The organism is Streptosporangium sp. NPDC051022 (genome assembly GCF_040683035.1).
Taxonomy (GTDB): Bacteria; Actinomycetota; Actinomycetes; order Streptosporangiales; family Streptosporangiaceae; genus Streptosporangium.
This window is the reverse complement of sequence record NZ_JBFBCF010000018.1, coordinates 24,324-44,980: the sequence shown is the minus strand read 5'-3', so window position 1 is coordinate 44,980 and position 20,657 is coordinate 24,324. Positions and strand designations below refer to the sequence as shown.

At 69.3% G+C, this 20,657-nt stretch carries 22 protein-coding genes, 2 tRNA genes, 1 other RNA gene and 1 pseudogene; 15 read left to right on the top strand and 11 right to left on the bottom strand.

Going from position 1 to position 20,657, the window contains the following annotated elements; translation table 11 throughout:
• Positions 1-19 precede the first annotated feature (19 nt).
• Positions 20-1,120: a DNA polymerase III subunit beta gene (gene dnaN / locus AB0N02_RS26755; protein ID WP_363951797.1), complete on the top strand. Its 1,101-nt coding sequence runs from the start codon at positions 20-22 to the stop codon at positions 1,118-1,120.
• Positions 1,121-1,237: 117 nt separating this feature from the next.
• Here dnaN and AB0N02_RS26750 read toward each other — a convergent pair whose 3' ends face one another.
• The 6 genes from AB0N02_RS26750 to upp form a co-directional block, all read right to left on the bottom strand.
• Positions 1,238-2,113, bottom strand: coding sequence for a hypothetical protein (locus tag AB0N02_RS26750; RefSeq protein WP_363951794.1), 876 nt, complete (start codon positions 2,111-2,113; stop codon positions 1,238-1,240).
• Between the two features lie 337 nt (positions 2,114-2,450).
• Complete coding sequence (locus AB0N02_RS26745; protein ID WP_363951792.1) at positions 2,451-3,140, bottom strand: FadR/GntR family transcriptional regulator; 690 nt, start codon at positions 3,138-3,140, stop codon at positions 2,451-2,453.
• A gap of 111 nt (positions 3,141-3,251) precedes the next feature.
• Positions 3,252-4,604, bottom strand: coding sequence for a helix-turn-helix transcriptional regulator (locus tag AB0N02_RS26740; RefSeq protein ID WP_363951790.1), 1,353 nt, complete (start codon positions 4,602-4,604; stop codon positions 3,252-3,254).
• Between the two features lie 132 nt (positions 4,605-4,736).
• Positions 4,737-5,267: a PH domain-containing protein gene (locus AB0N02_RS26735; RefSeq protein WP_363951787.1), complete on the bottom strand. Its 531-nt coding sequence runs from the start codon at positions 5,265-5,267 to the stop codon at positions 4,737-4,739.
• 287 nt (positions 5,268-5,554) lie between these two features.
• Positions 5,555-5,785, bottom strand: coding sequence for a hypothetical protein (locus AB0N02_RS26730; RefSeq protein WP_363951784.1), 231 nt, complete (start codon positions 5,783-5,785; stop codon positions 5,555-5,557).
• Between the two features lie 147 nt (positions 5,786-5,932).
• Complete coding sequence (gene upp, locus AB0N02_RS26725; RefSeq protein WP_363951782.1) at positions 5,933-6,571, bottom strand: uracil phosphoribosyltransferase; 639 nt, start codon at positions 6,569-6,571, stop codon at positions 5,933-5,935.
• A gap of 168 nt (positions 6,572-6,739) precedes the next feature.
• Here upp and AB0N02_RS26720 point away from each other — a divergent pair, with 168 nt between their 5' ends.
• The 4 genes from AB0N02_RS26720 (at position 6,740) to AB0N02_RS26705 (ending at position 8,347) form a co-directional block, all read left to right on the top strand.
• Entirely contained in the window at positions 6,740-7,249 is a 510-nt protein-coding gene (locus tag AB0N02_RS26720; RefSeq protein ID WP_363951779.1) for a tRNA adenosine deaminase-associated protein, read from the top strand.
• A 43-nt stretch (positions 7,250-7,292) separates the two neighbouring features.
• The gene (locus tag AB0N02_RS26715) at positions 7,293-7,757 is read left to right on the top strand and encodes a tRNA adenosine deaminase-associated protein (protein WP_363951777.1); all 465 of its coding nucleotides are present in this window, start codon (positions 7,293-7,295) and stop codon (positions 7,755-7,757) included.
• Positions 7,758-7,789: 32 nt separating this feature from the next.
• On the top strand, positions 7,790-8,233 hold the full coding sequence (gene tadA / locus AB0N02_RS26710) for a tRNA adenosine(34) deaminase TadA (RefSeq protein ID WP_363952161.1): 444 nt from the start codon (positions 7,790-7,792) through the stop codon (positions 8,231-8,233).
• Positions 8,234-8,257: 24 nt separating this feature from the next.
• Positions 8,258-8,347, top strand: a tRNA-Ser gene (locus AB0N02_RS26705).
• Between the two features lie 184 nt (positions 8,348-8,531).
• Here the strand turns inward: AB0N02_RS26705 and AB0N02_RS26700 are convergent.
• The 3 genes and pseudogenes from AB0N02_RS26700 to AB0N02_RS26690 form a co-directional block, all read right to left on the bottom strand.
• Positions 8,532-8,861: a type II toxin-antitoxin system VapB family antitoxin gene (locus AB0N02_RS26700; RefSeq protein WP_363951775.1), complete on the bottom strand. Its 330-nt coding sequence runs from the start codon at positions 8,859-8,861 to the stop codon at positions 8,532-8,534.
• A gap of 69 nt (positions 8,862-8,930) precedes the next feature.
• On the bottom strand, positions 8,931-9,209 hold the full coding sequence (locus tag AB0N02_RS26695; RefSeq protein ID WP_363951773.1) for a neutral zinc metallopeptidase: 279 nt from the start codon (positions 9,207-9,209) through the stop codon (positions 8,931-8,933).
• A gap of 109 nt (positions 9,210-9,318) precedes the next feature.
• Positions 9,319-9,441 (bottom strand): annotated as a pseudogene (locus AB0N02_RS26690) (neutral zinc metallopeptidase); the annotation flags it as partial.
• Positions 9,442-9,587: 146 nt separating this feature from the next.
• On the opposite strand from AB0N02_RS26690, the gene AB0N02_RS26685 reads away from it, so the two are divergent.
• A complete protein-coding gene (locus AB0N02_RS26685; RefSeq protein WP_363951770.1) occupies positions 9,588-10,640 on the top strand; it encodes a trypsin-like peptidase domain-containing protein in 1,053 nt (350 codons plus the stop codon).
• Between the two features lie 122 nt (positions 10,641-10,762).
• Here AB0N02_RS26685 and AB0N02_RS26680 read toward each other — a convergent pair.
• A tRNA-Ser gene (locus AB0N02_RS26680) sits at positions 10,763-10,848 on the bottom strand.
• A 96-nt stretch (positions 10,849-10,944) separates the two neighbouring features.
• Here AB0N02_RS26680 and ffs point away from each other — a divergent pair.
• From ffs to AB0N02_RS26645, 7 genes are all read left to right on the top strand, one after another.
• An RNA gene (gene ffs, locus AB0N02_RS26675) (signal recognition particle sRNA small type) lies at positions 10,945-11,040 on the top strand.
• A 31-nt stretch (positions 11,041-11,071) separates the two neighbouring features.
• Positions 11,072-13,306, top strand: coding sequence for a DNA polymerase III subunit gamma and tau (locus tag AB0N02_RS26670; RefSeq protein WP_363951767.1), 2,235 nt, complete (start codon positions 11,072-11,074; stop codon positions 13,304-13,306).
• A 283-nt stretch (positions 13,307-13,589) separates the two neighbouring features.
• Positions 13,590-13,943, top strand: coding sequence for a YbaB/EbfC family nucleoid-associated protein (locus AB0N02_RS26665; protein ID WP_363952159.1), 354 nt, complete (start codon positions 13,590-13,592; stop codon positions 13,941-13,943).
• 4 nt (positions 13,944-13,947) lie between these two features.
• Positions 13,948-14,547 carry a recombination mediator RecR gene (gene recR / locus AB0N02_RS26660; protein WP_363951764.1) on the top strand — a complete coding sequence of 200 codons (600 nt, stop codon included), beginning with the start codon at positions 13,948-13,950 and terminating at the stop codon, positions 14,545-14,547.
• Positions 14,540-15,070, top strand: a complete 531-nt coding sequence (locus tag AB0N02_RS26655) for a DUF5063 domain-containing protein (protein WP_363951761.1) — start codon at positions 14,540-14,542, stop codon at positions 15,068-15,070. Before recR ends, AB0N02_RS26655 begins: the two co-directional genes overlap by 8 nt.
• Positions 15,071-15,161: 91 nt before the next feature.
• Positions 15,162-16,436 carry an aspartate kinase gene (locus tag AB0N02_RS26650; RefSeq protein ID WP_363951758.1) on the top strand — a complete coding sequence of 425 codons (1,275 nt, stop codon included), beginning with the start codon at positions 15,162-15,164 and terminating at the stop codon, positions 16,434-16,436.
• Positions 16,433-17,500: an aspartate-semialdehyde dehydrogenase gene (locus AB0N02_RS26645; RefSeq protein ID WP_363951755.1), complete on the top strand. Its 1,068-nt coding sequence runs from the start codon at positions 16,433-16,435 to the stop codon at positions 17,498-17,500. The genes AB0N02_RS26650 and AB0N02_RS26645 overlap by 4 nt, the downstream gene beginning before the upstream one ends.
• Before the next feature lie 224 nt (positions 17,501-17,724).
• On the opposite strand, the gene AB0N02_RS26640 is transcribed toward AB0N02_RS26645, so the two are convergent.
• Positions 17,725-18,951, bottom strand: a complete 1,227-nt coding sequence (locus AB0N02_RS26640) for a hypothetical protein (RefSeq protein WP_363951752.1) — start codon at positions 18,949-18,951, stop codon at positions 17,725-17,727.
• Positions 18,952-19,096: 145 nt separating this feature from the next.
• On the opposite strand from AB0N02_RS26640, the gene AB0N02_RS26635 reads away from it, so the two are divergent.
• A complete protein-coding gene (locus AB0N02_RS26635; protein WP_363951749.1) occupies positions 19,097-19,780 on the top strand; it encodes a TetR family transcriptional regulator in 684 nt (227 codons plus the stop codon).
• A 102-nt stretch (positions 19,781-19,882) separates the two neighbouring features.
• Positions 19,883-20,656, top strand: a complete 774-nt coding sequence (locus AB0N02_RS26630; RefSeq protein WP_363951746.1) for a hypothetical protein — start codon at positions 19,883-19,885, stop codon at positions 20,654-20,656.
• Position 20,657: the final 1 nt, after the last annotated feature.

Here is a 20,657-nt window from a genome sequence, read left to right as displayed (position 1 = left end):
GGGACGAAGGGATGATCAGGTGAAGTTCCGGGTTAACCGTGATGTCCTGGCCGACGCCGTGGCCTGGACCGCGCGGGCGCTGCCGAACCGTCCGGCCGTTCCCGTGCTCTCCGGCCTGTTGCTGGAGGCCGGTGGAGACGATCTGGTGCTGTCGGCGTTCGACTACGACGTGTCCGCCCGTGCCACGGTCGAGGCCGACGTGGCCGAGCCGGGCAGGGTGCTGATCCCGGGCCGGATCCTCGCCGAGATCACCCGCAGCCTGCCCGCCGAGCCGGTCGAGATCGTCACCGACGGCTCCGAGGCGGTGCTGACCTGCGGCAGCGCCGAGTTCGGCCTGCTCACCATGCCGGTGGAGGACTTCCCGACGCTCCCGGCCATGCCGCCGAAGGTCGGCGCGGTCGGGGGCGGGGTCTTCGCGAGCGCGGTCGGCCAGGTGGCCCCCGCCTCCAGCCGCGACGAGACGCTCCCCATGCTGACCGGTGTCCGCGTCGACATCGCGGGCGAGACCGTGACCATGGCCGCCACCGACCGCTACCGCATCGCGGCCCGGGAGTTCGGCTGGCGTCCCGAGCAGCCGGACGTCACGGCCGCCGCCATGGTGCCGGCCCGGGTGCTCGTCGAGGTGGCCAAGTCACTGCGCGGCGGCGAGGTGTCGGTGGCGCTGGGCGACGGGGTCGCCGGGTTCGAGAGCGTCGGCCGCGCCACCACGGTCCGCCTGCTCGACGAGCAGTTCATCGACTACCGCTCGCGGCTGACCGACGACTGGCCGATCCGGGCGGACGTGCGGGTCGCGCCGTTCATCGACGCGATCAAGCGGGTGGCGCTGGTCGCCGAGCGCAACACGGCGATCCGGCTCTCGTTCGGCGACGGGCAGGTGCTCATCCAGGCGGGCGGCGGCGACATCGGCCGCGGCACCGAGGTCGTGGACGCCGAGCTGTCCGGCGACGACATCCAGATCGCCTTCCAGTCGCAGTTCCTGCTGGACGGCCTGGCGGGGGTGGAGACGGAGTTCGTCCGGCTCAACATGCAGTCCCCCAGCCGTCCCGCTCTCGTCACCGAGGTCCCCGGCGACGCCGATCCCGCCTTCCGCTACCTCGTGATGTCCCTGCGCCTGGCCTGAGATGTCTCAGCGCCTGGCCGCCTGAGAGTGTCCCCCGGGCCTGCCTCCTGACCGGCGGAGCCGACGGCGAAAACCCGTTCTTCACGGGAAGACGCCGTCGGCGAGTCCGCCGTCCCGTCAGGGAGCGGCCGGTGTGTTGATCAGCTCCTTGGGATCGGACAGGTCGGGGAGTTCGGCGCGCAGGTCTTTTTCGTCGATGACCTGGTCGGCGGGCGGGGCGACGACGAGCACGTGTGATCCCCAGTCGGTGTAGCGGGTGTCGACCTGGTCGACCATGAGGAGGCTCTTGCCGTTCCAGACATCGGTGGTCATCAGGCGGGTGGGAAGCCCCGTGCCGTCGGTCCACAACCGCCAGGTGACCTTGTGCTCGCGGAGTTCGCTCGGAGACAGGCCACGAAACTCGGAGGCGTAGACGTTCTTGGCCGCCCTGTACAGCTCGGCATAGCTCATGGTGCCCCGATAGAGGAAGCCGCCAGAGACGGGCCTGCCCTTTGACTCCTTCAGCACGACCTTCAGGACGGCCGGGTCGAACACCTTGAGCGTCTGCGTGCTGAAGCGCGCGGGGCTGTACCCGCGCTTCTTCGTGGTCTCCAGCCGTACCCAGGACTTGTCTCGGGGGACCTCCGAGAGGCCGGAGACATAGGCGTTCTTCCCGACGATGGTGAAGTCGATCCGCAGCGACTCCTCGGACGACGACCCGTCGCCCTCGTGCTCTTGCGCCCTCGGTGCCGGAACGGTCTGCCAGGTGCCGTCGGAGGCGACAAGACCGGAAGGGCCGAACTGCAGCCTGCCGTTGGCCCGGATTCTGGCCCACACCTTGTCGTTGACGGTCGAGCGCATGATTTCGGCGATCTGAACGCCGTTTTCGGGCCGGAACTGCCGTTTGAGCGCTCCTACCGGGTCGGGCGGAGTGGTCTGCGCGGCTGCGGGAACGGCGGTGACCGGCACGGACGCGATCAGTACGGCGGCCGCCAAAGCAACCCATCGCCTCATGGAGGGTGTGTCCTTTTCAGGAAGTTCTCAGGGTGGTGAGGTCGTACAGTAGATCATTTTCCCGACGGATGTCGCTGTTCTGCTCAGCGGGTGCGGTGAAGCCGTTCGTCCAGGTCTTCGGGTGCATGGGAGCCGGCAAGGAACGCGTCGTGAGCTCCGAACGGCGTTGATCTTGTCCCGCGACCTGGGGTCGACGCCGGTGTCGGCGCTGACGGGGGCGGGGTATCCGCTTGTCGCACCGACCGGGTGAGGGCGCGGGAACCCGGAGAATACGAAGGCCTCTGACGCGGCGCCGAGGGGCGGCCAGGGGCCTTCGTGACGGATCGGGGTGACGCGGTTAGCTGGTGAGCTCCTGGGCGTCGGTCAGGGCGATCAGGATGTGCTCCATGCACGCGTGGCCCGCGCGCTCGGCGGCGGCCGCGTCGCCGGCCGCGATGGCGTGGGCGATGGCCTCGTGCGGGATGTAGGTGCTGTTGAGCGAGGTGCCCGCCGCGGTGATGCTGGCCCGCAGCGCGGCTGAGAAGTCCTCGTAGAGGTCGATCAGGACCAGGTTGTGGGTGGCCTGGACCACGGCGACGTGGAAGGCGAGGTCCGCCTCGACGAAGGCGGTGGGCTCGCCGAGCTCCCAGGCCCGCTCCCGCTCGGCCAGGGCGGCCTCGATCAGGACGATGTCGGCGTCGGTACGCCTCGTCGCGGCCAGCCGGGCCGCCTCCACCTCCAGGGCGCGCCGTACCTCGAGGATCTCGAGCTGCTCGGCGGCGCGCAGCCGCCGCAGCATGGCGCCCGACAACTCGCTCGTGGCGCGGACGTAGGTGCCGTCGCCCTGGCGGCACTCCAGTAGTCCGGCGTGAGTGAGGGCCCTTACCGCCTCACGCACGGTGTTGCGTCCGACCCCCAGTTGCTCGGCGAGCACGGTCTCGGTGGGGATCTTCGCGTGCATCGGCCAGGAGCTCGATGTGATCTGCTCTTTGAGCTGATCGATCACCTGGTCGACGAGAGACGCCCGCTGCGCCGTACGCAGACTCACAGTCCGCCTCCTCCGGAGAAACCAATCATCCTATGAGTCAATGACTGGTAGACCCTAGTTATTCCGGAGGCAGAAAAACAAATCCGGGATGCCCGGGGGAGGCGGATTGCTTTATCGAACCAGCGTGGAATCGACTGTCATTCCCACCATCACATCGCGGACTCCTGCTGCCTCAAGTGCCCTACGATACGCGTTTGTCTGCTCCTCGCTCACGCCGCCCCTCCCATAGAGGTCGCCCAGTTCACGCCAGGCGCGTGCGACCTCCCGGTCGGGATTGGACCGCTCCGAACGCAGAGCGTCAAGAGAGCCCTTCGCGGTGTTCAGCCGGGACATCGCCTCGCCGTCCCCGCGCACGAGCGAGGCCTGGGCGAGCACGAGGTGCGCGTTGGCGGCGACGGCCCCGGTGCGGCCCAGGGTGTCGAGGGCGGATGTGGCGAGGTTCGCCGCACCGTCGGGGTTGTTGTGAACGAGCTGGAGACGGGCGAGCACGACGAGGCTCGCGGCGTACTCGGCGGCCTTCTCGGGGAACCCGGCGAAGACCCCGCTCGCGGCGGACGCCAGGTCGTAGAGCTCCTCGAACGAGGCGGTGCCGAGCGCGACGGTGAGTCTCGCCCACTCCAGAGCGATGCCGGCGAGCCGGAACGCCATCCGGGCCGGGCGGCCCGTCGCGATCGCGTCGTCGGCCAGCCGGACGGCCAGGGCGGAGTCCTCGCCCTCCGCCGCGGCGACGCTCGCCTGCCAGAGGGAGTGGATCTCGGCGGTGCGGTTCACCACCGAGGGGACGCCGTTGACCGCCAGGATGTGCCTGACGTAGGACAGCCCCGGTGACTGAGGCCTGGCAGCCTCGGTCGCCACGAGAGAGGCTGCCAGCTCGACGGCGATCTCACCCTGGGCCAGGGCCAGGTGGTTGACCTGGGTGAGGGCGTAGGCGGCGAGGTCGTGCGCACGCAGCGTGTCGCCCGCGCGCTGGTAACAGCGGCTCAGCGCCACTGTCAGCGGCAGGTCGGCCAGCCGTTCCGGGTGGGCGGCCGCCTCGCGGCGGAGCCGCTCGAACGCCTCGACCGCCTGCCCGATCCTGCCCTGGGCCTCCAGGGCGCGAGCCCGCCCCAGCCGCGCGTGCGCGGCCAGCATGGCGTTCTCCTCGCCGGCGACCTTGACGATCTCGCCGAACCGCTCGGCGGCGACCGACGGGTCGCCGTGTTGCAGCTCCAGCTCCGCGTGACGCAGGCCGAGTTCGGTGTCGATGCGCTGGCGCGGCTCGATCCCGTGTAGCAAGAACTCGGTAGTGCACCCCAGCCGTTCGGCGAGGAGGCGCGCGACCACGGGGGTCGGCGTGCGCTTGCCGGACTCGATGAGGGAGACATAACTGTCGGAGAGGTCAGGCCCTGCCAGCTGGGCCTGAGACATGCGCCTACTCAGCCGCAGTCCGCGGACGCGGTCACCGATGGTTCCCTGACTCGGCATCTGATCTCTCAGGGCGGGGGATGGTCAATGTTCCCGCCATGATTGCACGAAGCAGTCGAAACGGTAACCCCACGTGAAGAGAATCCACCTGCGGACTCTCCCGGCCCCTATGTCATAAGGGACATAGGGGCACTAATCATCCGAATCGTTGCCGCCGGGGAAGAGCATCTGACAGACCTCGAGGTACAAGGTCTCCGGATAGGGGATGTAGTTGACCCTCGACAGGGCCTGATCCTGACCGGCCGACTCCAGGACGAACTCTCCGTATCCCAGCATGCGGCCGAGCAGTGAGCGCTGGAAGCTCATGTCGGTCACCTTGCCGAGAGGCATCATGTCGACCTTGCGCGTGATGAGGCCCGTCGTGAGCAACATGCGCTTGGAGGTGACCACAAAGTAGTCGACCGACCACTCCGCCACTTTCCACACGAAGCGGATCAACAGCAGGAGCCAAGCCCACCAGACGACGACGAGGGCTCCGCCCCCGCCTTGCTCGCCGAACCACCTGCTCAGCAGTCCGGCGATGATCAGGCCGCCGAAGACCTCGGCGACGGGGCGGAGCAGTACGGCCGGGTGACGCCGTACCATGATTACCTGGTGCTCGTGGGGGAGTAGGTAGCGGTTGACCGACGCGGGAGCTGAGTCCCCGTGGGTCACCAGCCTCATGAGAGATGGGAAACGAATTGGGCCAAGGAATTGGCCGCGTTGAACATTGTGTCCATGGCGCCCCTAACTGTGTTCGCTGCGTCTCCTGGTCTTGTGAACAGGTAAAACGCCACAAATGCGATGGCGCTGTACGTCAGAACTTTCTTGACCTGCACTGCGGCCTCCTGCGACCACTCACCCACTGCACCCGCCGTATACATTACCCATGCCGTTCGCGAGGTAAAGCGCATTGGCACACCGGGCTCAGGGCCTTCCACAAGGGCCTGATCGAGCCGGTGTGACTTCCGTCACCCGCGTTCGCTCGCGACCAGCGCGAGGACCTCCAGGTGCTTGCGCGCGATCCGTTCGACCAGCCCCGGGTGTGCCTGGCCGGTCACCTCCAGCGCGCCGTAGTGCGCCGCCTGGATGCAGCGGGTCACCGTGGCCGCCGGATGAACCTCGGAGAACTCGTCCCGCAACGCGGCACTGACGTGCTCGTAGGGGTCCGGCTCCGGGTCCGGGATGCTTCGCTCGCTCATGCTTCTCCCTGGTGTGCGTCCGCGGCCTTCGGGGCCGGGAACACAGAAGAGATGTTCTCGCTACTCCTTGTACCCACATAACCACACTGTGTAACAAGGAAGTGTCGGAACAACTCCTTTTCACCCGGGAGGGGCGGGAAGCTTTGCTCAGACGACGCCGTACAGGCGGTCGCCCGCGTCCCCGAGCCCGGGGACGATGTAGCCGTGCTCGTTTAGCCTCTCGTCGAGGGCGGCGGTCACCAGGCGGATCGGCCTGTTACTGCCGGCGAAGACCTCGTCCATGTGCGCGATGCCCTCGGGGGCGGCCAGCAAACACAGCACGGTCACGTCGTCGGCGCCGCGGTCGAAGAGGAACCGGACCGCCGCGGACAGGGTGCCGCCCGTGGCGAGCATCGGGTCGACCACGTATACCTGACGGCCGGACAGGTCGTCGGGCAGCCGGGTCGCGTAGGTCTCCGCCTTGAGCGTGGTCTCGTTGCGGATCATCCCGAGGAAGCCGACCTCGGCCGTCGGCAGCAGCCGGGTCATGCCCTCCAGCATGCCGAGGCCCGCGCGGAGGATGGGGACCACCAGCGGGTACGGCTGCGCCAGCCGTACGCCCCGCGCCGGCGCCACCGGGGTCTTGACCGTCAGCTCGGTCACGCGGACGTGACGGGTCGCCTCGTAGGCGAGCAGCGTCACCAGTTCGTCCGCCAGCCGCCGGAAGGTGGGCGAGTCCGTGTTCGCGTCCCGCAGTGCGGTCAGTTTGTGCGCCACGAGCGGGTGCTCGACGACCAGGGTCTCCATGGGCGTCAACGCTATCCTGAACGGCCGCTCAGGCGACAGCGGGCGGGCACCTGCGTGACATCACCTGCTCACCCGGATTTGGATCACAATTTGGCCCCGGAAGCGTACGCGGGTGGGGCGCGTCTGAAAACATTGACATCCGAAGAGAACGCACGGGTAGGGATGGCCATGTCAGACGAAGATCCACTGGACTTTGCCATCGTGGTCTATCGCGAGGACGACCGCTGGGAAGCCGACATGCTTCCGGTGGCGCTCACCTCCGATCTCCAGGGCTTGATCCACGCTCTGCGCCAGCAGCCGAGTGAGAGCGCGACGATTGGCCTGGTCGCCGTGGGGGATGAGTTCTTCGTGGCGCTACGGGTGTTTGGTGAGCATGTGGAGGTCTTCCTCTCCGACATCGCCGCGTCCTGGGACTTCCCGCTCGCGCAGCAGGCGCTGGAGTACCTCGATGTGCCGGTGCCGGACGAGGACGAGCTCGACGCGATCCTCCAGGACGAGGAGACGGCGCTCCCCGCCGGGGACCTGTCCATCTTCGCGGACCTGGGACTCGACGAGATGGAGCTGGGCATCCTCTCGGGGGACATCGACCTGCTCCCCGAGGACGTGCTCTCCAGCATCGCCGCGCGGCTGGGGTTCTCCGAGCCATTCGAACGCGCCATCGACTCGTTGTTCGGCTGACCCCGGGAGATCGGCCATGTCCTCCAGACCATCCGGTAACAGCGTGTTCTCGGCAGCCTTCGTCCGCACCGCGGACGGATGGAACGGAGCGGAGGTCGATCTCAGCGCCGCCGAGATCGCCGACGACCTGGGCGACGCCGTCCAGGAGCATCTCGGGCTCAACGGCGACGAACTGGCCCTGCTGTGCGTCGAGGTGGAGGACGAGTGGTTCGCGATCGTTCGCTATCAGGGTGACCAGGAGCCCCGCGCCTTCCTGTCCGACGCCCAGGCGGGCCTGACCGACGGCCTCGGTGAGCTCTTCAGCGAGCTGGCCGGGGTCGCCCCCGACCGGGAGACCCCTGACCTGGGCGTACGGCCCGCGGGCGACTTCGAGCTGCTGAGCGACCTGGGCCTGAGCCCGGAGGAGCTCGTCGAGCTCAGCATGGAGGAGGGAGCGCTCCCCGCCGACACGCTCTCGGTGATCGCCGAACGGCTGGCCTTCGCCGATGAGCTCGACCGGCTGCGGTGACGGATCACGCTCTCGCGATCTACGCCCCCGCGATGCGGCTCGCCCTGGCACAGGCCGCCGAGGCGGGAGCCAGGGGTGAGGTGCCGGTGGGCGCGGTCGTCCTGGCCCCGGACGGATCGGTGCTGGCCCGTGCGGGAAACGACCGCGAGTCGCTGAGCGACCCCACCGCGCACGCCGAGGTCCTCGCCCTGCGGGAGGCCGCGCACGCCAGGGGCGAGTGGCGGCTGAGCGGGTGCACGCTGGTGGTCACCCTGGAACCCTGCACGATGTGCGCGGGGGCGTCGGTGCTGGCCAGGGTCGACCGCGTCGTCTACGGCGCCGCGGATCCCAAGGGCGGCGCCGCGGGCTCACTGTGGGACGTGATCAGGGACCGCCGCCTCAACCACCGGCCCGAGGTCGTCGCCGGCGTGCTGGCCGAGGAGTGCGCCGACGCTCTCACCGAGTTCTTCGCCGTTCGCCGGATGCGCGAGCAATAGCGGATATCCGGTAAGCTGCTCCGCGGTGGAGTCGCCTAGTGGCCGAGGGCGCACGCCTCGAAAGCGTGTGATGGGGCAACCTATCCGTGGGTTCAAATCCCACCTCCACCGCCACCAGCGAAGGGCTCCCGGTTCACCGGGAGCCCTTCGCCGTTTCACGGCTGTTCGGCCGGGCTCTATCCGCCTTCGTCGGCTCTCTCCGCCTTCGGCCGGGCCCTCTTCGTCGTTCCACACCCCGTTCGCCGCCTTCAGGCGCGGCCCTGGGTGCCCCCTTCGCCCTCAGCGCCGTCAGGTGGCCTCAGGCGCCCTCCGGGCTCCCCTGCGGCGAGTTCTCGGAGGGCAGTTCCAGGACCCGGGCGTGCAGGATGGAGCGCTGGTGCAGGGCCGAGCGCAGTGCGCGGTGCAGGCCGTCCTCGAGGTAGAGATCACCGCGCCACTGGACCACGTGCGGGAACAGGTCGCCGTAGAACGTGGAGTCCTTGGCGAGCAGGGAGTGCAGGTCGAGCACCGCTTTCGTGGTGATCAACGTGTCGAGCCGGACCTGTCGCGGAGGTATCTGCGCCCAATCGCGGTGCGAGAGGCCGTGCTCGGGGTAGGGCCGTCCATCGCCGACCAGCTTGAAGATCACAGTACGTAGTTTATGAGAGATTCGGATTCTTTGCCTGCCCGGTCACCTCCATACCAGGTCAGACACCGTTCAGACGCCTCCGGCGAACGTGTCGCACCTTGCCGGGTCGCCGCTCTCATAACCGGTGGTGAACCATTTGACACGCTGCGCCGACGTGCCATGGGGGAAACCGTCCGGGTTGACCCGCCCCTGGGTGCGTTTCTGGATGCTGTCGTCGCCGACGGCGGAGGCGGCGCTCAGTGCCTCCTCGATGTCCTGCCTGCTGAAGGGCTTGTCGAACAGGCCCGTCTCGTAGGCGTTCTTGGCCCACACACCGGAGTAACAGTCGGCCTGCAGTTCCAGCCTCACCGAGCCGCTCCGCGGCCCCTGCCGGTCTCCTTGGGCCCTGGCGTCGGTGCCGGTTCTGCACGTGGTGACCGTACTCGTGCCCGATGACGTACGCCTGGGCGAACGGTCCCCCCTGGGCGCCGAACCTGCTCCGGAGTTCGCCGAAGAAGCTCAGATCGAGGTAGACCCGCCGGTCGGCCGGGCAGTAGAACGGCCCGATGGAGGCGTCGGCGGCGCCGCAGGCGGTGTTCACCTGGGATGTCGCGACCCCCTGTGTCGCGGAGCTCGGGCACGTCGGCTTGCGCGAAACATGTCCCTTCGCTTACTGCTTTTCGCCCTAAATAGGGCAAATACCCCTGCATGGGGGAAACGCATACGGTAACAAGTCGACTTCTCTACGTGGCGATACTGTTCGTCGGCGGACTCCTGGGCGGGGGCCCGCAGTCGCCCGGCGAGAAGACCCCCGATCCCGCCCCCGGCTCCGCCGTCCCCGCGCGAAGGAGCGCGGTGACCCTGGAGACCGACTACCGCAGGGACATCGCCCGGGTGCTCCCGTCGATCGTGCAGATCGTCTCGCAACAGGGGGCGAAGACGGTCGTCGAGGGCTCGGGCATCGTCTACGACGGCGCCGGTCACATCGTGACCAACGCCCACGTGGTCGGCGACGCCACGGAGTTCGAGGTCATGCTGGCCACGGGCGGCGCCGTCCGGACCGCCAGGCTGGTCGGCGCCTACAGGCCCCAGGACGTGGCCGTGATCAAGATGGACGATCCGGCGGGCCTCGTCCCCGCCGCCTTCGGCGACTCCGACCAGCTGTCCATCGGTCAGATCGTGCTGGCCATGGGCAACCCCCTGGGCCTGTCGGGCAGCGTGACGGACGGCATCGTCTCCGGGCTGAACCGCACCATCTCCTTCCTGCCGGAGAAGGGCCAGACCTCCGGGCACGCGGCCACCGGACTCATCCAGACCTCCGCCGCGATCAACCCGGGCAACAGCGGCGGAGCCCTGGTCGACCTGGACGGCGAGGTCGTCGGCGTCCTGGTCGCCGACGTCGTCGACGTCCGGACCGGCAGCGCGCTTCCCGGCATCGGCTTCGCGATCCCGTCCAACACCGCCACCGCCGTCGCCCGCCGGCTCATCGAGCACGGAGAGGTCACCGACACCGGCCGGGCCACCCTCGGCGTCACGGCACGGACCGTGGTCGACCGCCGGGGCGCCCCGGCGGGCGTCGGCGTCGTACGGGCGGCCGAGGGCGACGAACCGGCGCGAGCGGCCATCGAGCCCGGCAGCGTGATCGTCTCGGTCGACGACACCCCGACCCTGACCGCACAGGACCTGAACCGGGTACTCGCCACCTGCCGGCCGGGCGACCAGGCCAAGGTGGAACTCCTGCACCCCGACGGCTCCACCACCACGACGACCGTGACGCTCGGCAGGAGCTCCGGTGACTGATCGCCCCACGGATCGGGGCGAGACGCGGAAAGGCCCGGTTTGAAATGAAAAACGAGGCCGGACAGCACGAAGGGCCCGGCTGGATAGGTCCGGGCCCTTCGTCTTTGCTGCTCAACCAAGCGCGGAGGATAGGAGATTCGAACTCCTGAGGGGTTGCCCCCAACACGCTTTCCAAGCGTGCGCCCTAGGCCAACTAGGCGAATCCTCCGTGGAGAAGCTTACCGAACTTTCAGCAGTGCGTTGACCACTTATTCGCGACCCGGGTTCGCGCCCCCGAGCACTCGGATCAGAGGCTAGACTGTGCCCGGACCCCTCGCGCGGCGTCATCCTGTGAACCTCCCCAGGGCCGGAAGGCAGCAAGGATAAACAGGCTCTGGCGGGTGTGCGAGGGGTCTCTTCGTTTCAGGCTCCCTCGCAGGTGGGATCGTCGCATGAGTCTTGCGCTGTACCGCAAGTACCGGCCCGGGACCTTCGCCGAGGTCAAGGGGCAGGAGCACGTCACCGAGCCGCTGCGGCAGGCGCTGCGAAGCGGCCGGATCAACCACGCCTATCTGTTCAGCGGTCCCAGGGGGTGCGGCAAAACCTCCAGCGCCCGCATCCTGGCCCGTTCGCTGAACTGCGAGAAGGGGCCCACCCCCGATCCCTGCGGAGAGTGCGAGTCCTGCGTGGCGCTGGCCCCCACCGGGCCCGGGCACCTCGACGTCATCGAGATCGACGCCGCGTCGCACGGTGGTGTGGACGACGCCCGGGACCTGCGCGAGCGGGCCTTCTTCGCGCCCGTCTCCTCACGCTTCAAGATCTACATCATCGACGAGGCGCACATGGTGACCCGCGAGGGGTTCAACGCGCTGCTCAAGCTCGTCGAGGAGCCCCCGCCGCACCTGAAGTTCGTCTTCGCGACCACCGAGCCGGAGAAGGTCATCGGGACGATCAAGTCCCGGACCCACCACTACCCGTTCCGGCTGATCCCGCCCACGGCGCTGCGCACGCTCATGGAGGAGATCCTCACCTCGGAGAACGTCCCGTTCGAGCCGGCCGCGCTGCCGCTGGTCGTCAGGGCGGGCGCGGGATCGGCCCGGGACTCGCTGTCGATCCTCGACCAGCTGTTCGCCGGGTCCGACGAGGCGGGCATCACCTACGCGCGCGCGGTCTCCCTGCTGGGATACACCGACGGGGACCTGCTCGACGACATGGTCTCCGCCTTCGCCTCCCGTGACGGCGGGAAGGTCTTCCAGGCCGTGAACCGGGTGGTCGAGGGAGGCCACGACCCCCGCCGTTTCGCGATGGACCTGCTGGAGCGCTTCCGGGACCTGGTGATCCTGGCCAACGTGCCGGAGGCGGCGACCAGCGGTCTGCTCGACCGGCCCGGCGACGAGCTGGAACGGCTCCAGGGACAGGCGGCCTCGATGGGGCCGGCGGAGCTGACCCGCGCCGCGGAGATCTTCAACGCGGGCCTGACCGAGATGCGCGGCGCGGCCTCGCCGAGGCTGCTGCTGGAGCTGATGTGCGCCAGGACGCTGCTTCCCGGGGTCGCCCAGGGTGAGGCGTCGCTGCTGGCCAGGCTGGAGCGGCTGGAGAAGGGCGGCGTCGCGGCGTTCCCCGCCTCGGCCGCCGTTCCCGCCGTCGTGCCCGTTCCCGTGCCCGTCGCGGCTCAGCCTCCCGCCGCCCCGCAGCCTCCGGCCGTCTCCTCCCCTCCCGTTTCCGTGGTCTCCGCGGCGCCGGTCTCCCAGGCGGCTCAGTCCGGGCCCCCGGCCACCGGTACGGCCTCCGCCGCCCGCTCGGGCTCCCAGGACGACGACTGGCCCGCTCCCGCCAGGCCGGGCGCCCCGGCCGCCGAACCGCAGCCGCGGGCCCAGCAGTACCCACAGCAGGGCGCGCAGCAGGCCGCCCCGGCCTACGGCGCCCCGGTGGCAGCGTCGGGCTCCGGATCCGAGGTGGGCGCCGTCCTGCAGGCGTGGCCGCAGGTGCTCGGGGTGCTCAAGCAGCGCAGCATCGTCGTCTGGGCGAACGTCAACACCAACGCCCAGGTCTCGGGTGTCGAGGGCAAGATCCTCACGCTCGGGTTCGCCCAGGTGGGCGCGATGCGCAACTTCGTCGGCGGCGGCAAGGACGTGGTGGTCGCGGCGGCGCTGCAGGATGTGCTGGGCGGCACCTGGAAGGTCGAGGCCGTCGTCGGCGGCGGACCGGCGCCGTCCGGTGGCGCCCGTCCCCCCGCCGCACCGCCCAGGCCTGTCGCTCCGCCGCGCCAGGAACAGGCCCCCGGGCCCGGCCCGGCTCCCGCCGCTCCGGCGTCCCCGGTCGTCCAGGAGGCGCAACCCGCCCCCGTCCGTCAGGCTCCGCCCGCCCCCGTCCGTCAGGCTCCGCCCGCGACCGACGAGTCCTGGCCCGACGCGCCGCTGCCCGACGACCCCGGCTCGCCTCCCTCGCCGAGCCCCGGTCTCGCCGCCGCGCGTTCGGCGGCCAAGGCCGCAGCCCAGGCGGGGCCGAAGGCCGGAGGCGGCAGGTCCGCCTGGCCCGACGCCGTGCCGGGGCGCGCCCCCGCCCAGGACGCCGACGAGGTCGACCCGTTGAACGACGCCGACGCCGACGTCGACGCGCTCAGCGGCATGGCCCTCATCCAGCGTGAGCTGGGCGGTCAGATCATCGGTGAGATCGACCACACCTGACGGACCGGGCGGCGGGACCCCGTTCCGCCGCCGTTGTGTTCGCCGGGCGTCCGCCGTTTTCGCCGTGTTCGCCGGGTCTCGCGTGCTTCGTCGGCGCCGGTTCGCTCCGCGACGCCGCTCGCCGTACCGGCGCGTGAGGAGTCTCCGGCGGGACGCGGGGGTGTCCGGCGGACGGGGCCGGTCGCCGGGGTCGCGGGGGAACACGGGCATGCGCCAGTGCAACACCCGCCCCGGACCCCGTAGGCTCGTGACGACTGACGTCACGGACGAGGAGCACACGACGGTGAACCCAGGGGATGTCAACCTGCAGCAGTTGCTGGAACAGGCACAGCTCATGCAGCAGCAGCTTGTGAGCGCCCAGCAGGAGTTGAACGACGCCCAGGTCGAGGGCTCGGCGGGCGGCGGCCTGGTCGTCGCCACGGTCAACGGCGGCGGCGAACTGCTCGAACTGAGGATCAGTCCCGAGGTCGTCGAGCCCGGTGACCCCCAGGAAACGGCCGACACCATCGCCGATCTGGTCATCGCGGCGATCAGGGACGCGGTCCGCGCGGCCTCCGACCTCCAGCAGGAGAAGCTCGGCCCGCTCGCACAGGGACTGGGAGGCGGGAGCGGCCTCGGCCAGCTGCCCGGATTCTGAAGCCATGTACGAGGGGGTCGTCCAGAACCTGATCGACGAGCTGGGGATGCTGCCCGGCGTCGGTCCGAAGAGCGCGCAGCGGATCGCCTTCCACCTGCTGGCCGCCGAGCCCGCCGACGTGAAACGGCTCGCCCACGCGCTGCTCGAGGTCAAGGACAAGGTTCGTTTCTGCCGGATCTGCGGGAACGTCGCCGCTGAGGAGGAGTGCCGGATCTGCCGTGACGTCCGGCGCGATCCCCACGTGATCTGCGTCGTCGAGGAGTCCAAGGACGTCGTGGCGATCGAGAAGACCCGCGAGTTCCGTGGCCGCTACCACGTGCTCGGCGGGGCGATCAGCCCGATCGACGGGGTGGGCCCCGACGACCTGCGCATCCGCGAGCTGATGACGCGTCTGGCCGACGGGCAGGTCACCGAGCTGATCCTCGCCACCGACCCCAACCTGGAGGGGGAGGCGACGGCGACCTATCTCGCCCGTCTGGTGAAGCCGATGGGGCTGAGAGTCACGCGACTGGCCAGCGGTCTGCCCGTGGGCGGTGACCTCGAATACGCCGACGAGGTCACTCTGGGCCGCGCGTTCGAGGGAAGGAGGCTGCTGGATGTCTGACGCATGGGGTGCTCTGGCGGAACGTGTCGCCGAGCACGCGGAGAACTACATCGACGGCCTGACCAGGCTGGCGAGTGGCGAGGGCGGTGACGCCATCCTGCCGTTGCTGCTGGTGGAGGTCGCGCAGGTCAGTTCGGCCGGAGCGCAGCTGGGAGCCAGCCAGGACGTGATCCTGTCGGGCAACTGGGAGCCCCACCTGAGCGAGGACCCGGACGTCGACGCCGTCCGTACGGCCCTGGCCGAGCGGCTGGGCCCGGTGGACGACTACGCCGAGGTCTTCGATCCCTACAAGGACACCTCGGTCACGCCGTACCGCCTCTCCGACGACCTGACCGCGGTGGCGGCCGACCTTCTGCACGGGCTCCGGCACTACCAGGCGGGCCGTCCCCTGGAGGCGCTGTGGTGGTGGCAGTACTCCTACTTCAACACCTGGGGCAACCACGCGGGAGCGGCCATGCGTGCCCTTCAGGCACTTGTCGCCCACACACGGCTGGACGTGGCAGAAGAGCGCACAACAGTGTGATTGTCCACATACTGGGCCATACCCGGAGTGCCTTGCCGGTGCGCCAGTAGACTGAGAACTCCACAGCCCTAGATTGCTTCGGAGACATCTCGTGGCGCTCGTTGTTCAGAAATACGGTGGTTCGTCCGTCGCCGACGCGTCCTGCATCAAGCGGGTCGCCCAGCGAATCGTCACGACGAAAAAAGCCGGCAACGACGTCGTGGTGATCGTCTCGGCGATGGGCGACACCACCGACGAGCTGCTGGACCTCGCCCAGCAGGTCTCGCCGCTGCCGCCGGGCCGTGAGCTCGACATGCTCCTCACCTCCGGTGAGCGCATCTCGATGGCGCTGCTGGCGATGGCGATCGCGAACCTGGGCCAGGAGGCGCGCTCGTTCACCGGCTCCCAGGCCGGTGTGATCACCGACTCCTCGCACGGCCGCGCCCGCATCATCGACGTGACGCCCGGCCGGATCCGCGGGGCCCTCGACGCCGGTCAGGTGGCGATCGTGGCGGGGTTTCAGGGCGTCTCCCAGGACACCAAGGACATCACCACGCTCGGCCGGGGCGGTTCCGACACGACCGCCGTGGCGCTCGCCGCCGCCCTGAACGCCGACGTGTGCGAGATCTACACCGACGTGGACGGCGTCTTCACCGCGGATCCGCGCATCGTCCCGGTCGCCCGTAAGATCCCCAGGATCTCCTACGAGGAGATGATGGAGATGGCGGCCTGCGGTGCCAAGATCCTGCACCTGCGCTGCGTCGAGTACGCCCGCCGTTTCGACCTGCCGATCCACGTCAGAAGTTCGTTCAGCACCAAGGAAGGCACGTGGGTCACCTCCGACCCCGACAGTGAAGGAACGCAGATGGAGCAGCCGATCATCTCCGGCGTCGCGCACGACCGGAGCGAGGCCAAGATCACCGTTGTCGGGGTGCCCGACAAGGTCGGCGAGGCTGCCACGATCTTCAAAACGCTGGCCGACGCCGAAGTCAACATCGACATGATCGTGCAGAACGTGTCGGCGGCGGCGACCGGTCGGACGGACATCTCCTTCACGCTGCCCGCGAGCGACGGCTCCACGGCACTCACCGCACTGAAGAAGATCCAGCAGCACATCGGCTTCGAGACGCTGCTGTTCGACGACCAGATCGGAAAGGTGTCGCTGATCGGCGCGGGCATGCGCTCGCACCCCGGCGTCACCGCGACGTTCTTCGCCGCCCTCGCCGACGCGGGGGTGAACATCGAGATGATCTCCACCTCGGAGATCCGCATCTCGGTGATCGTCGGGCAGGACGAGGTGGACTCGGCGGTCAGCGCCGCGCACCGCGCGTTCAACCTCGACGCCGACCAGGTTGAAGCTGTGATCTACGGAGGTACCGGCCGATGAGCCGCAAGCCCAATCTCGCTCTGATCGGCGCGACCGGCGCCGTGGGCACCGTCATGCGCGACATCATCTCCACCCGGGAGGACATCTACGGCGACATCAAGCTTGTCGCGTCCGCCCGGTCCGCGGGCAAGGTCCTGCGGGTCCGCGGAGAGGACCTGGTCGTGCAGGAACTGACCGCCGAGGTCTTCGACGGCGTCGACATCGCGATCTTCGACGTGCCGGACGAGGTTTCCGCGGTGTGGGTGCCGATCGCCGCCGAGCGCGGGGCCGTCGCCATCGACAAGTCGGGCACCTTCCGGATGAACCCCGAGGTCCCGCTGGTCGTTCCGGAGGTCAACCCGCAGGCGGCGCGCAACCGCCCGCTGGGCGTCATCTCCACCCCCAACTGCACCACGCTGTCGATGATGGCCGCGATGGGCGCCCTCCACGAGGAGTACGGCCTGCGCGAGCTGGTCGTCTCCTCCTACCAGGCGGTCTCCGGCGCCGGCGTGGCGGGCAGCGCCCGCCTCTACGACGAGATCGAGGCGCTCGCCGGTGACCGGACGGTCGGGCAGACCGCCGGTGACGTGCGCAAGGTCCTGCAGAACAAGCTGGGCGAGGAGGAGTCTCCCTTCCCGGCGCCGATCGCGTTCAACGTCGTGCCGTGGGCGGGCTCGCTCAAGGACGGCGGCTGGGCCTCCGAGGAGATCAAGCTCCGCAACGAGTCCAGGAAGATCCTCGGGATCGACGACCTGAAGGTCTCGGCGACCTGCGTCCGCGTTCCGGTGATCACGACCCACTCGCTGGCCGTGCACGCGACCTTCGAGCGCGAGATCACCGTCGCCGACGCGCACCGGATCCTGGAGGCCGCCCCGACCGTGGTCGTCATGGACGACCCGGCCAACGGCGTCTTCCCGACCCCCGCGGACGTCGTCGGCACCGACCCCACCTACGTGGGCCGGATCCGCCAGGCGCTCGACTTCCCGAACACCCTCGACCTGTTCGTCTGCGGCGACAACCTCCGCAAGGGCGCCGCCCTGAACGCGGCGGAGATCGCCGAACTGGTCGCGGCCGAGTTCGCCTAGTCACCCCTTCGGGTCGTGCGGATCGTGCACGTCACGGCCGGAGGACGCGTGGCTGTCGCGGATCTCCGGCCGGGCCGGTCCGCCGCCCGTGGCGGAACCCGCGTGAGCGGCCGGCCGCCGTACGGTGAGCGTCACCGTACGGCGGCTGGCCGGAACGGGCGCGAGAACACCCGTGACCTCCAGGCCGTTCGCGGGATCGCGGGCGGCGGCGGAACTCGCGGGTGTCAGCGGAAGAGGATGTCCCAGTGGTCGGACTCCCGGGCGTAGACGACCTCCGAATCCCCGTAGAGCGGGGCTCCGTCGCCGCGTACCCGTAGATAGGGATATTCCTTCTTGATGTAGTTGCTGATGCAGCGGTTGGGCGTGATGTCCAGCTTGTAGCCCTCGTGGTGGCTGTAGGGCCCCGGGGCGTGACCGACCTCGGTGCCCCCGGTGATCACGATGGGGCATCCGCTCCGGCGCTTCAGGTCGATCACATCGGCCACGGTCGCGGTCCTGACGGCCTCCAGAGAGGTACAGCGCCCCATTCTGCGGTTGGTGCATCCTCCGGAGGACTTCCAGCTCAGACCGGCCTGCCTCAGGCGCTGCGCGGCCTCGATGTGGCCGAGCCGTACCGAGGGGAGACGACGCGCCGCCCCTGCGGGCGCCTGCGCGGTGAGCGGCGCGGCTGCCTCCTGCGGAACCGCGGCCTTGTCCGGAACCGCGGGCTTGGCCGGTGCGGCGGCCTTGCCGGAAACCGCGGCTTTGTCCGGTGCGGCGGGCTTGGCTGGTACGGCGGCTTTCCCGGAGACCGCGGCCTTGGCCGGTGCGGCTGCCTCCTGCGGAACCGCGGCTTTGGCTGGAACCGCGGGCTTGGCTGGAACTGCGGGCTTGGCTGGAACTGCGGCCTTGGCCGGGGCCGCGGGCTTGGCCGGTGCGGCGGCCTTGCGGAGCGAGTTGGCCTCGTGTGGCGCCGCCGCTTCACGCGGGGCGGCGGCTTCGTGAGGGGCGGCCGCCAGCTGCCGGACGGAGGTCTCCCGCGGGGCGCCGGCCTCGTACGGCATCGCGGCCTCGTAGGACATCCCGGCCTCGTAGAACATCCCAGCCTCGTATGGCATCCCGGCCTCGTCGGGCATCGCGAGCTCGTCGGGCATGACGGCCTCGTCGGGTGCCGCCGCCTCGTAGGCCGCCCCCGCCTCGTGCAGTGCGACGGCCCGCCGGTACAGGTCCCTGGTGTAGAGCCTGGCAGCCTCCAGGACGCCCCCGTTGAAGGCCCCGCCGCCGGTGCCGTGCCGTACCGGTCCGGACACGGCCACCACGGGCGGGTCCACGACCATGACGGCGACCGGCGAGTGCGCGGCGTCGGCTACGGCGTTGCCGTCCGAGGCCAGCGCGATGAACGAGATCTGCAGAGCCAGAAGTGCTCCCGCCGTAAGCCGGGTCGCTCTCCGTCTACAGGGACGTTTCCCCATCTTTTATCCCTTGTCGCGGGAGCCCTTCCACAAGAAGGATCAATCCCACACCGGAACAGGCACGACCCCTCCGACGGCCTGAAATTTGCTGTGTGATGGTGATCATCGTGCGCCTCGCTGACCTAACTGTGTTACGGGTCGTACAGTGACGAACGTGGCTGAGCCAACCCAGAGAAGCCGAGGATCAGACAAGACTCGCGAAATCATCGTGGAGACGGCTTTGAGGATGTTCCGCGAACGCGGATACGAAGCCACCACGATGCGGGCCATCGCCGCCGAGGCGGGGGTGTCCGTCGGTAACGCCTATTACTACTTCGCCTCCAAGGAAGTCCTCGTCCAGGCCTACTACGACCGGGCACAGGCCGAACACGAGGCCGCCTGCGAGAGGGTGCTGGCCGCCGAGAGCTCCTTCGCCCCACGGCTCGGCGGCGTGCTGCGGGAGTGGGTACGGGTCTCCGAGCCCTACCACGAGTTCGCGGTGAAGTTCTTCAAGCACGCGGCCGAGCCGAGCAACCCGCTCAGCCCCTTCAGCGCCGAGTCCTCGCCCGCGAGGGAGTCCTCGATCGCGCTCTACCGGAAGGTGGTCGAGGGATCGGCCGACCGGATGGACGCCGAGCTCAGGGCCGAGCTTCCCGAACTGCTCTGGCTCATGTCGATGGGGGTCGTGCTGTTCTGGGTGCACGACGCCTCGGAGGGTTGCTGGCGGACCCACCGGTTCATCGACCTGATCGTGCCGCTGGTCGACCGGCTGGTCGGACTCTCCCATCTGCCGGGTCTGCGCGGCATCGCCAGGGACTTCATCGCGGGGGTCCACGAACTGCGCGAGTGATTCACGAACTTCGCGGATGAGTTGTGGGCGAAACCGCAGACATTTGCGTAATTAAAAGATTACCCTCGGTAGTTATCTTCATGGCCGATCCGAGGGAGTCTCATGGGCTGGATAAGCGTGCTGGTGGTAGTCGCCGTCGCGATCACGCTGATCGCGCTTCTCGTACTCAGGCGGAAGGGCCGCGAGGTAGAGGATCAGGGGTCGGCCTCGGTCGACTTCGCCGTCAACCTCGCCCTCGCCGTCTACCTGCTGGTCCTGGCCTACGCCGTGGTGCTCTGCCGGGACGCGATCTCGACCTCGCAGACCGACGTCCAGGCCGAGACGGAGACGCTCAGCGAGATGTACTGGACGGTCGCGCCGATCCCCGAGGCGGTGCCGCTGCGGGCCCGGATCCGGGACTACTCCGCCAAGAGCGTCTCCCTCGACTGGCCCCTCATGGCCCGGGGCGAGATGTCCCCCGTCCCCACGAAACTGCTCGAGGACATGCGCGCGGAGGTGATCCGGCTCCGGCCCGCGACCGAGGAGGGCAAGGTCCTCCAGCAGACCGCCGTCAGCCACGTCTCCGAGATCGCCCACGCCCGCTCGGTGCGGGCGAACGACGCCAACACGGGCCTGGAGAGCATCTTCGTCATCTCGATGATGATCTCCGGGCTACTGGTCGTCGTGCTCCCCTGGACGGCCGGGACCAGACCGACGGGCGCGTCGATCGTCGGCGACCTGGTCCGGGTGAGCGTGGTCGTCGTCGGGATCGGCTTCATCATGCTGATCGGCCACCCGTTCCACGGCGTCGGCGCGGTCGGCCCCGAGGACTTCGTCGCCGTGCAGAAGCAGTACGACCAGATCGACGCCCAGTTCCCGCCGTCCCCGGCGGGCTGAG

Excerpts from the sequence above, each read along its gene's own strand:
- AB0N02_RS26750 (WP_363951794.1), bottom strand. The coding sequence starts at position 2,113 with ATGAGGCGATGGGTTGCTTTGGCGGCCGCCGTACTGATCGCGTCCGTG.
- AB0N02_RS26740 (WP_363951790.1), bottom strand. The coding sequence starts at position 4,604 with ATGCCGAGTCAGGGAACCATCGGTGACCGCGTCCGCGGACTGCGGCTG.
- AB0N02_RS26735 (WP_363951787.1), bottom strand. The coding sequence starts at position 5,267 with ATGAGGCTGGTGACCCACGGGGACTCAGCTCCCGCGTCGGTCAACCGC.
- AB0N02_RS26730 (WP_363951784.1), bottom strand. The coding sequence starts at position 5,785 with ATGAGCGAGCGAAGCATCCCGGACCCGGAGCCGGACCCCTACGAGCAC.
- upp (WP_363951782.1), bottom strand. The coding sequence starts at position 6,571 with ATGGAGACCCTGGTCGTCGAGCACCCGCTCGTGGCGCACAAACTGACC.
- AB0N02_RS26720 (WP_363951779.1), top strand. The coding sequence starts at position 6,740 with ATGTCAGACGAAGATCCACTGGACTTTGCCATCGTGGTCTATCGCGAG.
- tadA (WP_363952161.1), top strand. The coding sequence starts at position 7,790 with ATGCGGCTCGCCCTGGCACAGGCCGCCGAGGCGGGAGCCAGGGGTGAG.
- AB0N02_RS26670 (WP_363951767.1), top strand. The coding sequence starts at position 11,072 with ATGAGTCTTGCGCTGTACCGCAAGTACCGGCCCGGGACCTTCGCCGAG.
- recR (WP_363951764.1), top strand. The coding sequence starts at position 13,948 with ATGTACGAGGGGGTCGTCCAGAACCTGATCGACGAGCTGGGGATGCTG.
- AB0N02_RS26655 (WP_363951761.1), top strand. The coding sequence starts at position 14,540 with ATGTCTGACGCATGGGGTGCTCTGGCGGAACGTGTCGCCGAGCACGCG.
- AB0N02_RS26645 (WP_363951755.1), top strand. The coding sequence starts at position 16,433 with ATGAGCCGCAAGCCCAATCTCGCTCTGATCGGCGCGACCGGCGCCGTG.
- AB0N02_RS26640 (WP_363951752.1), bottom strand. The coding sequence starts at position 18,951 with ATGGGGAAACGTCCCTGTAGACGGAGAGCGACCCGGCTTACGGCGGGA.
- AB0N02_RS26630 (WP_363951746.1), top strand. The coding sequence starts at position 19,883 with ATGGGCTGGATAAGCGTGCTGGTGGTAGTCGCCGTCGCGATCACGCTG.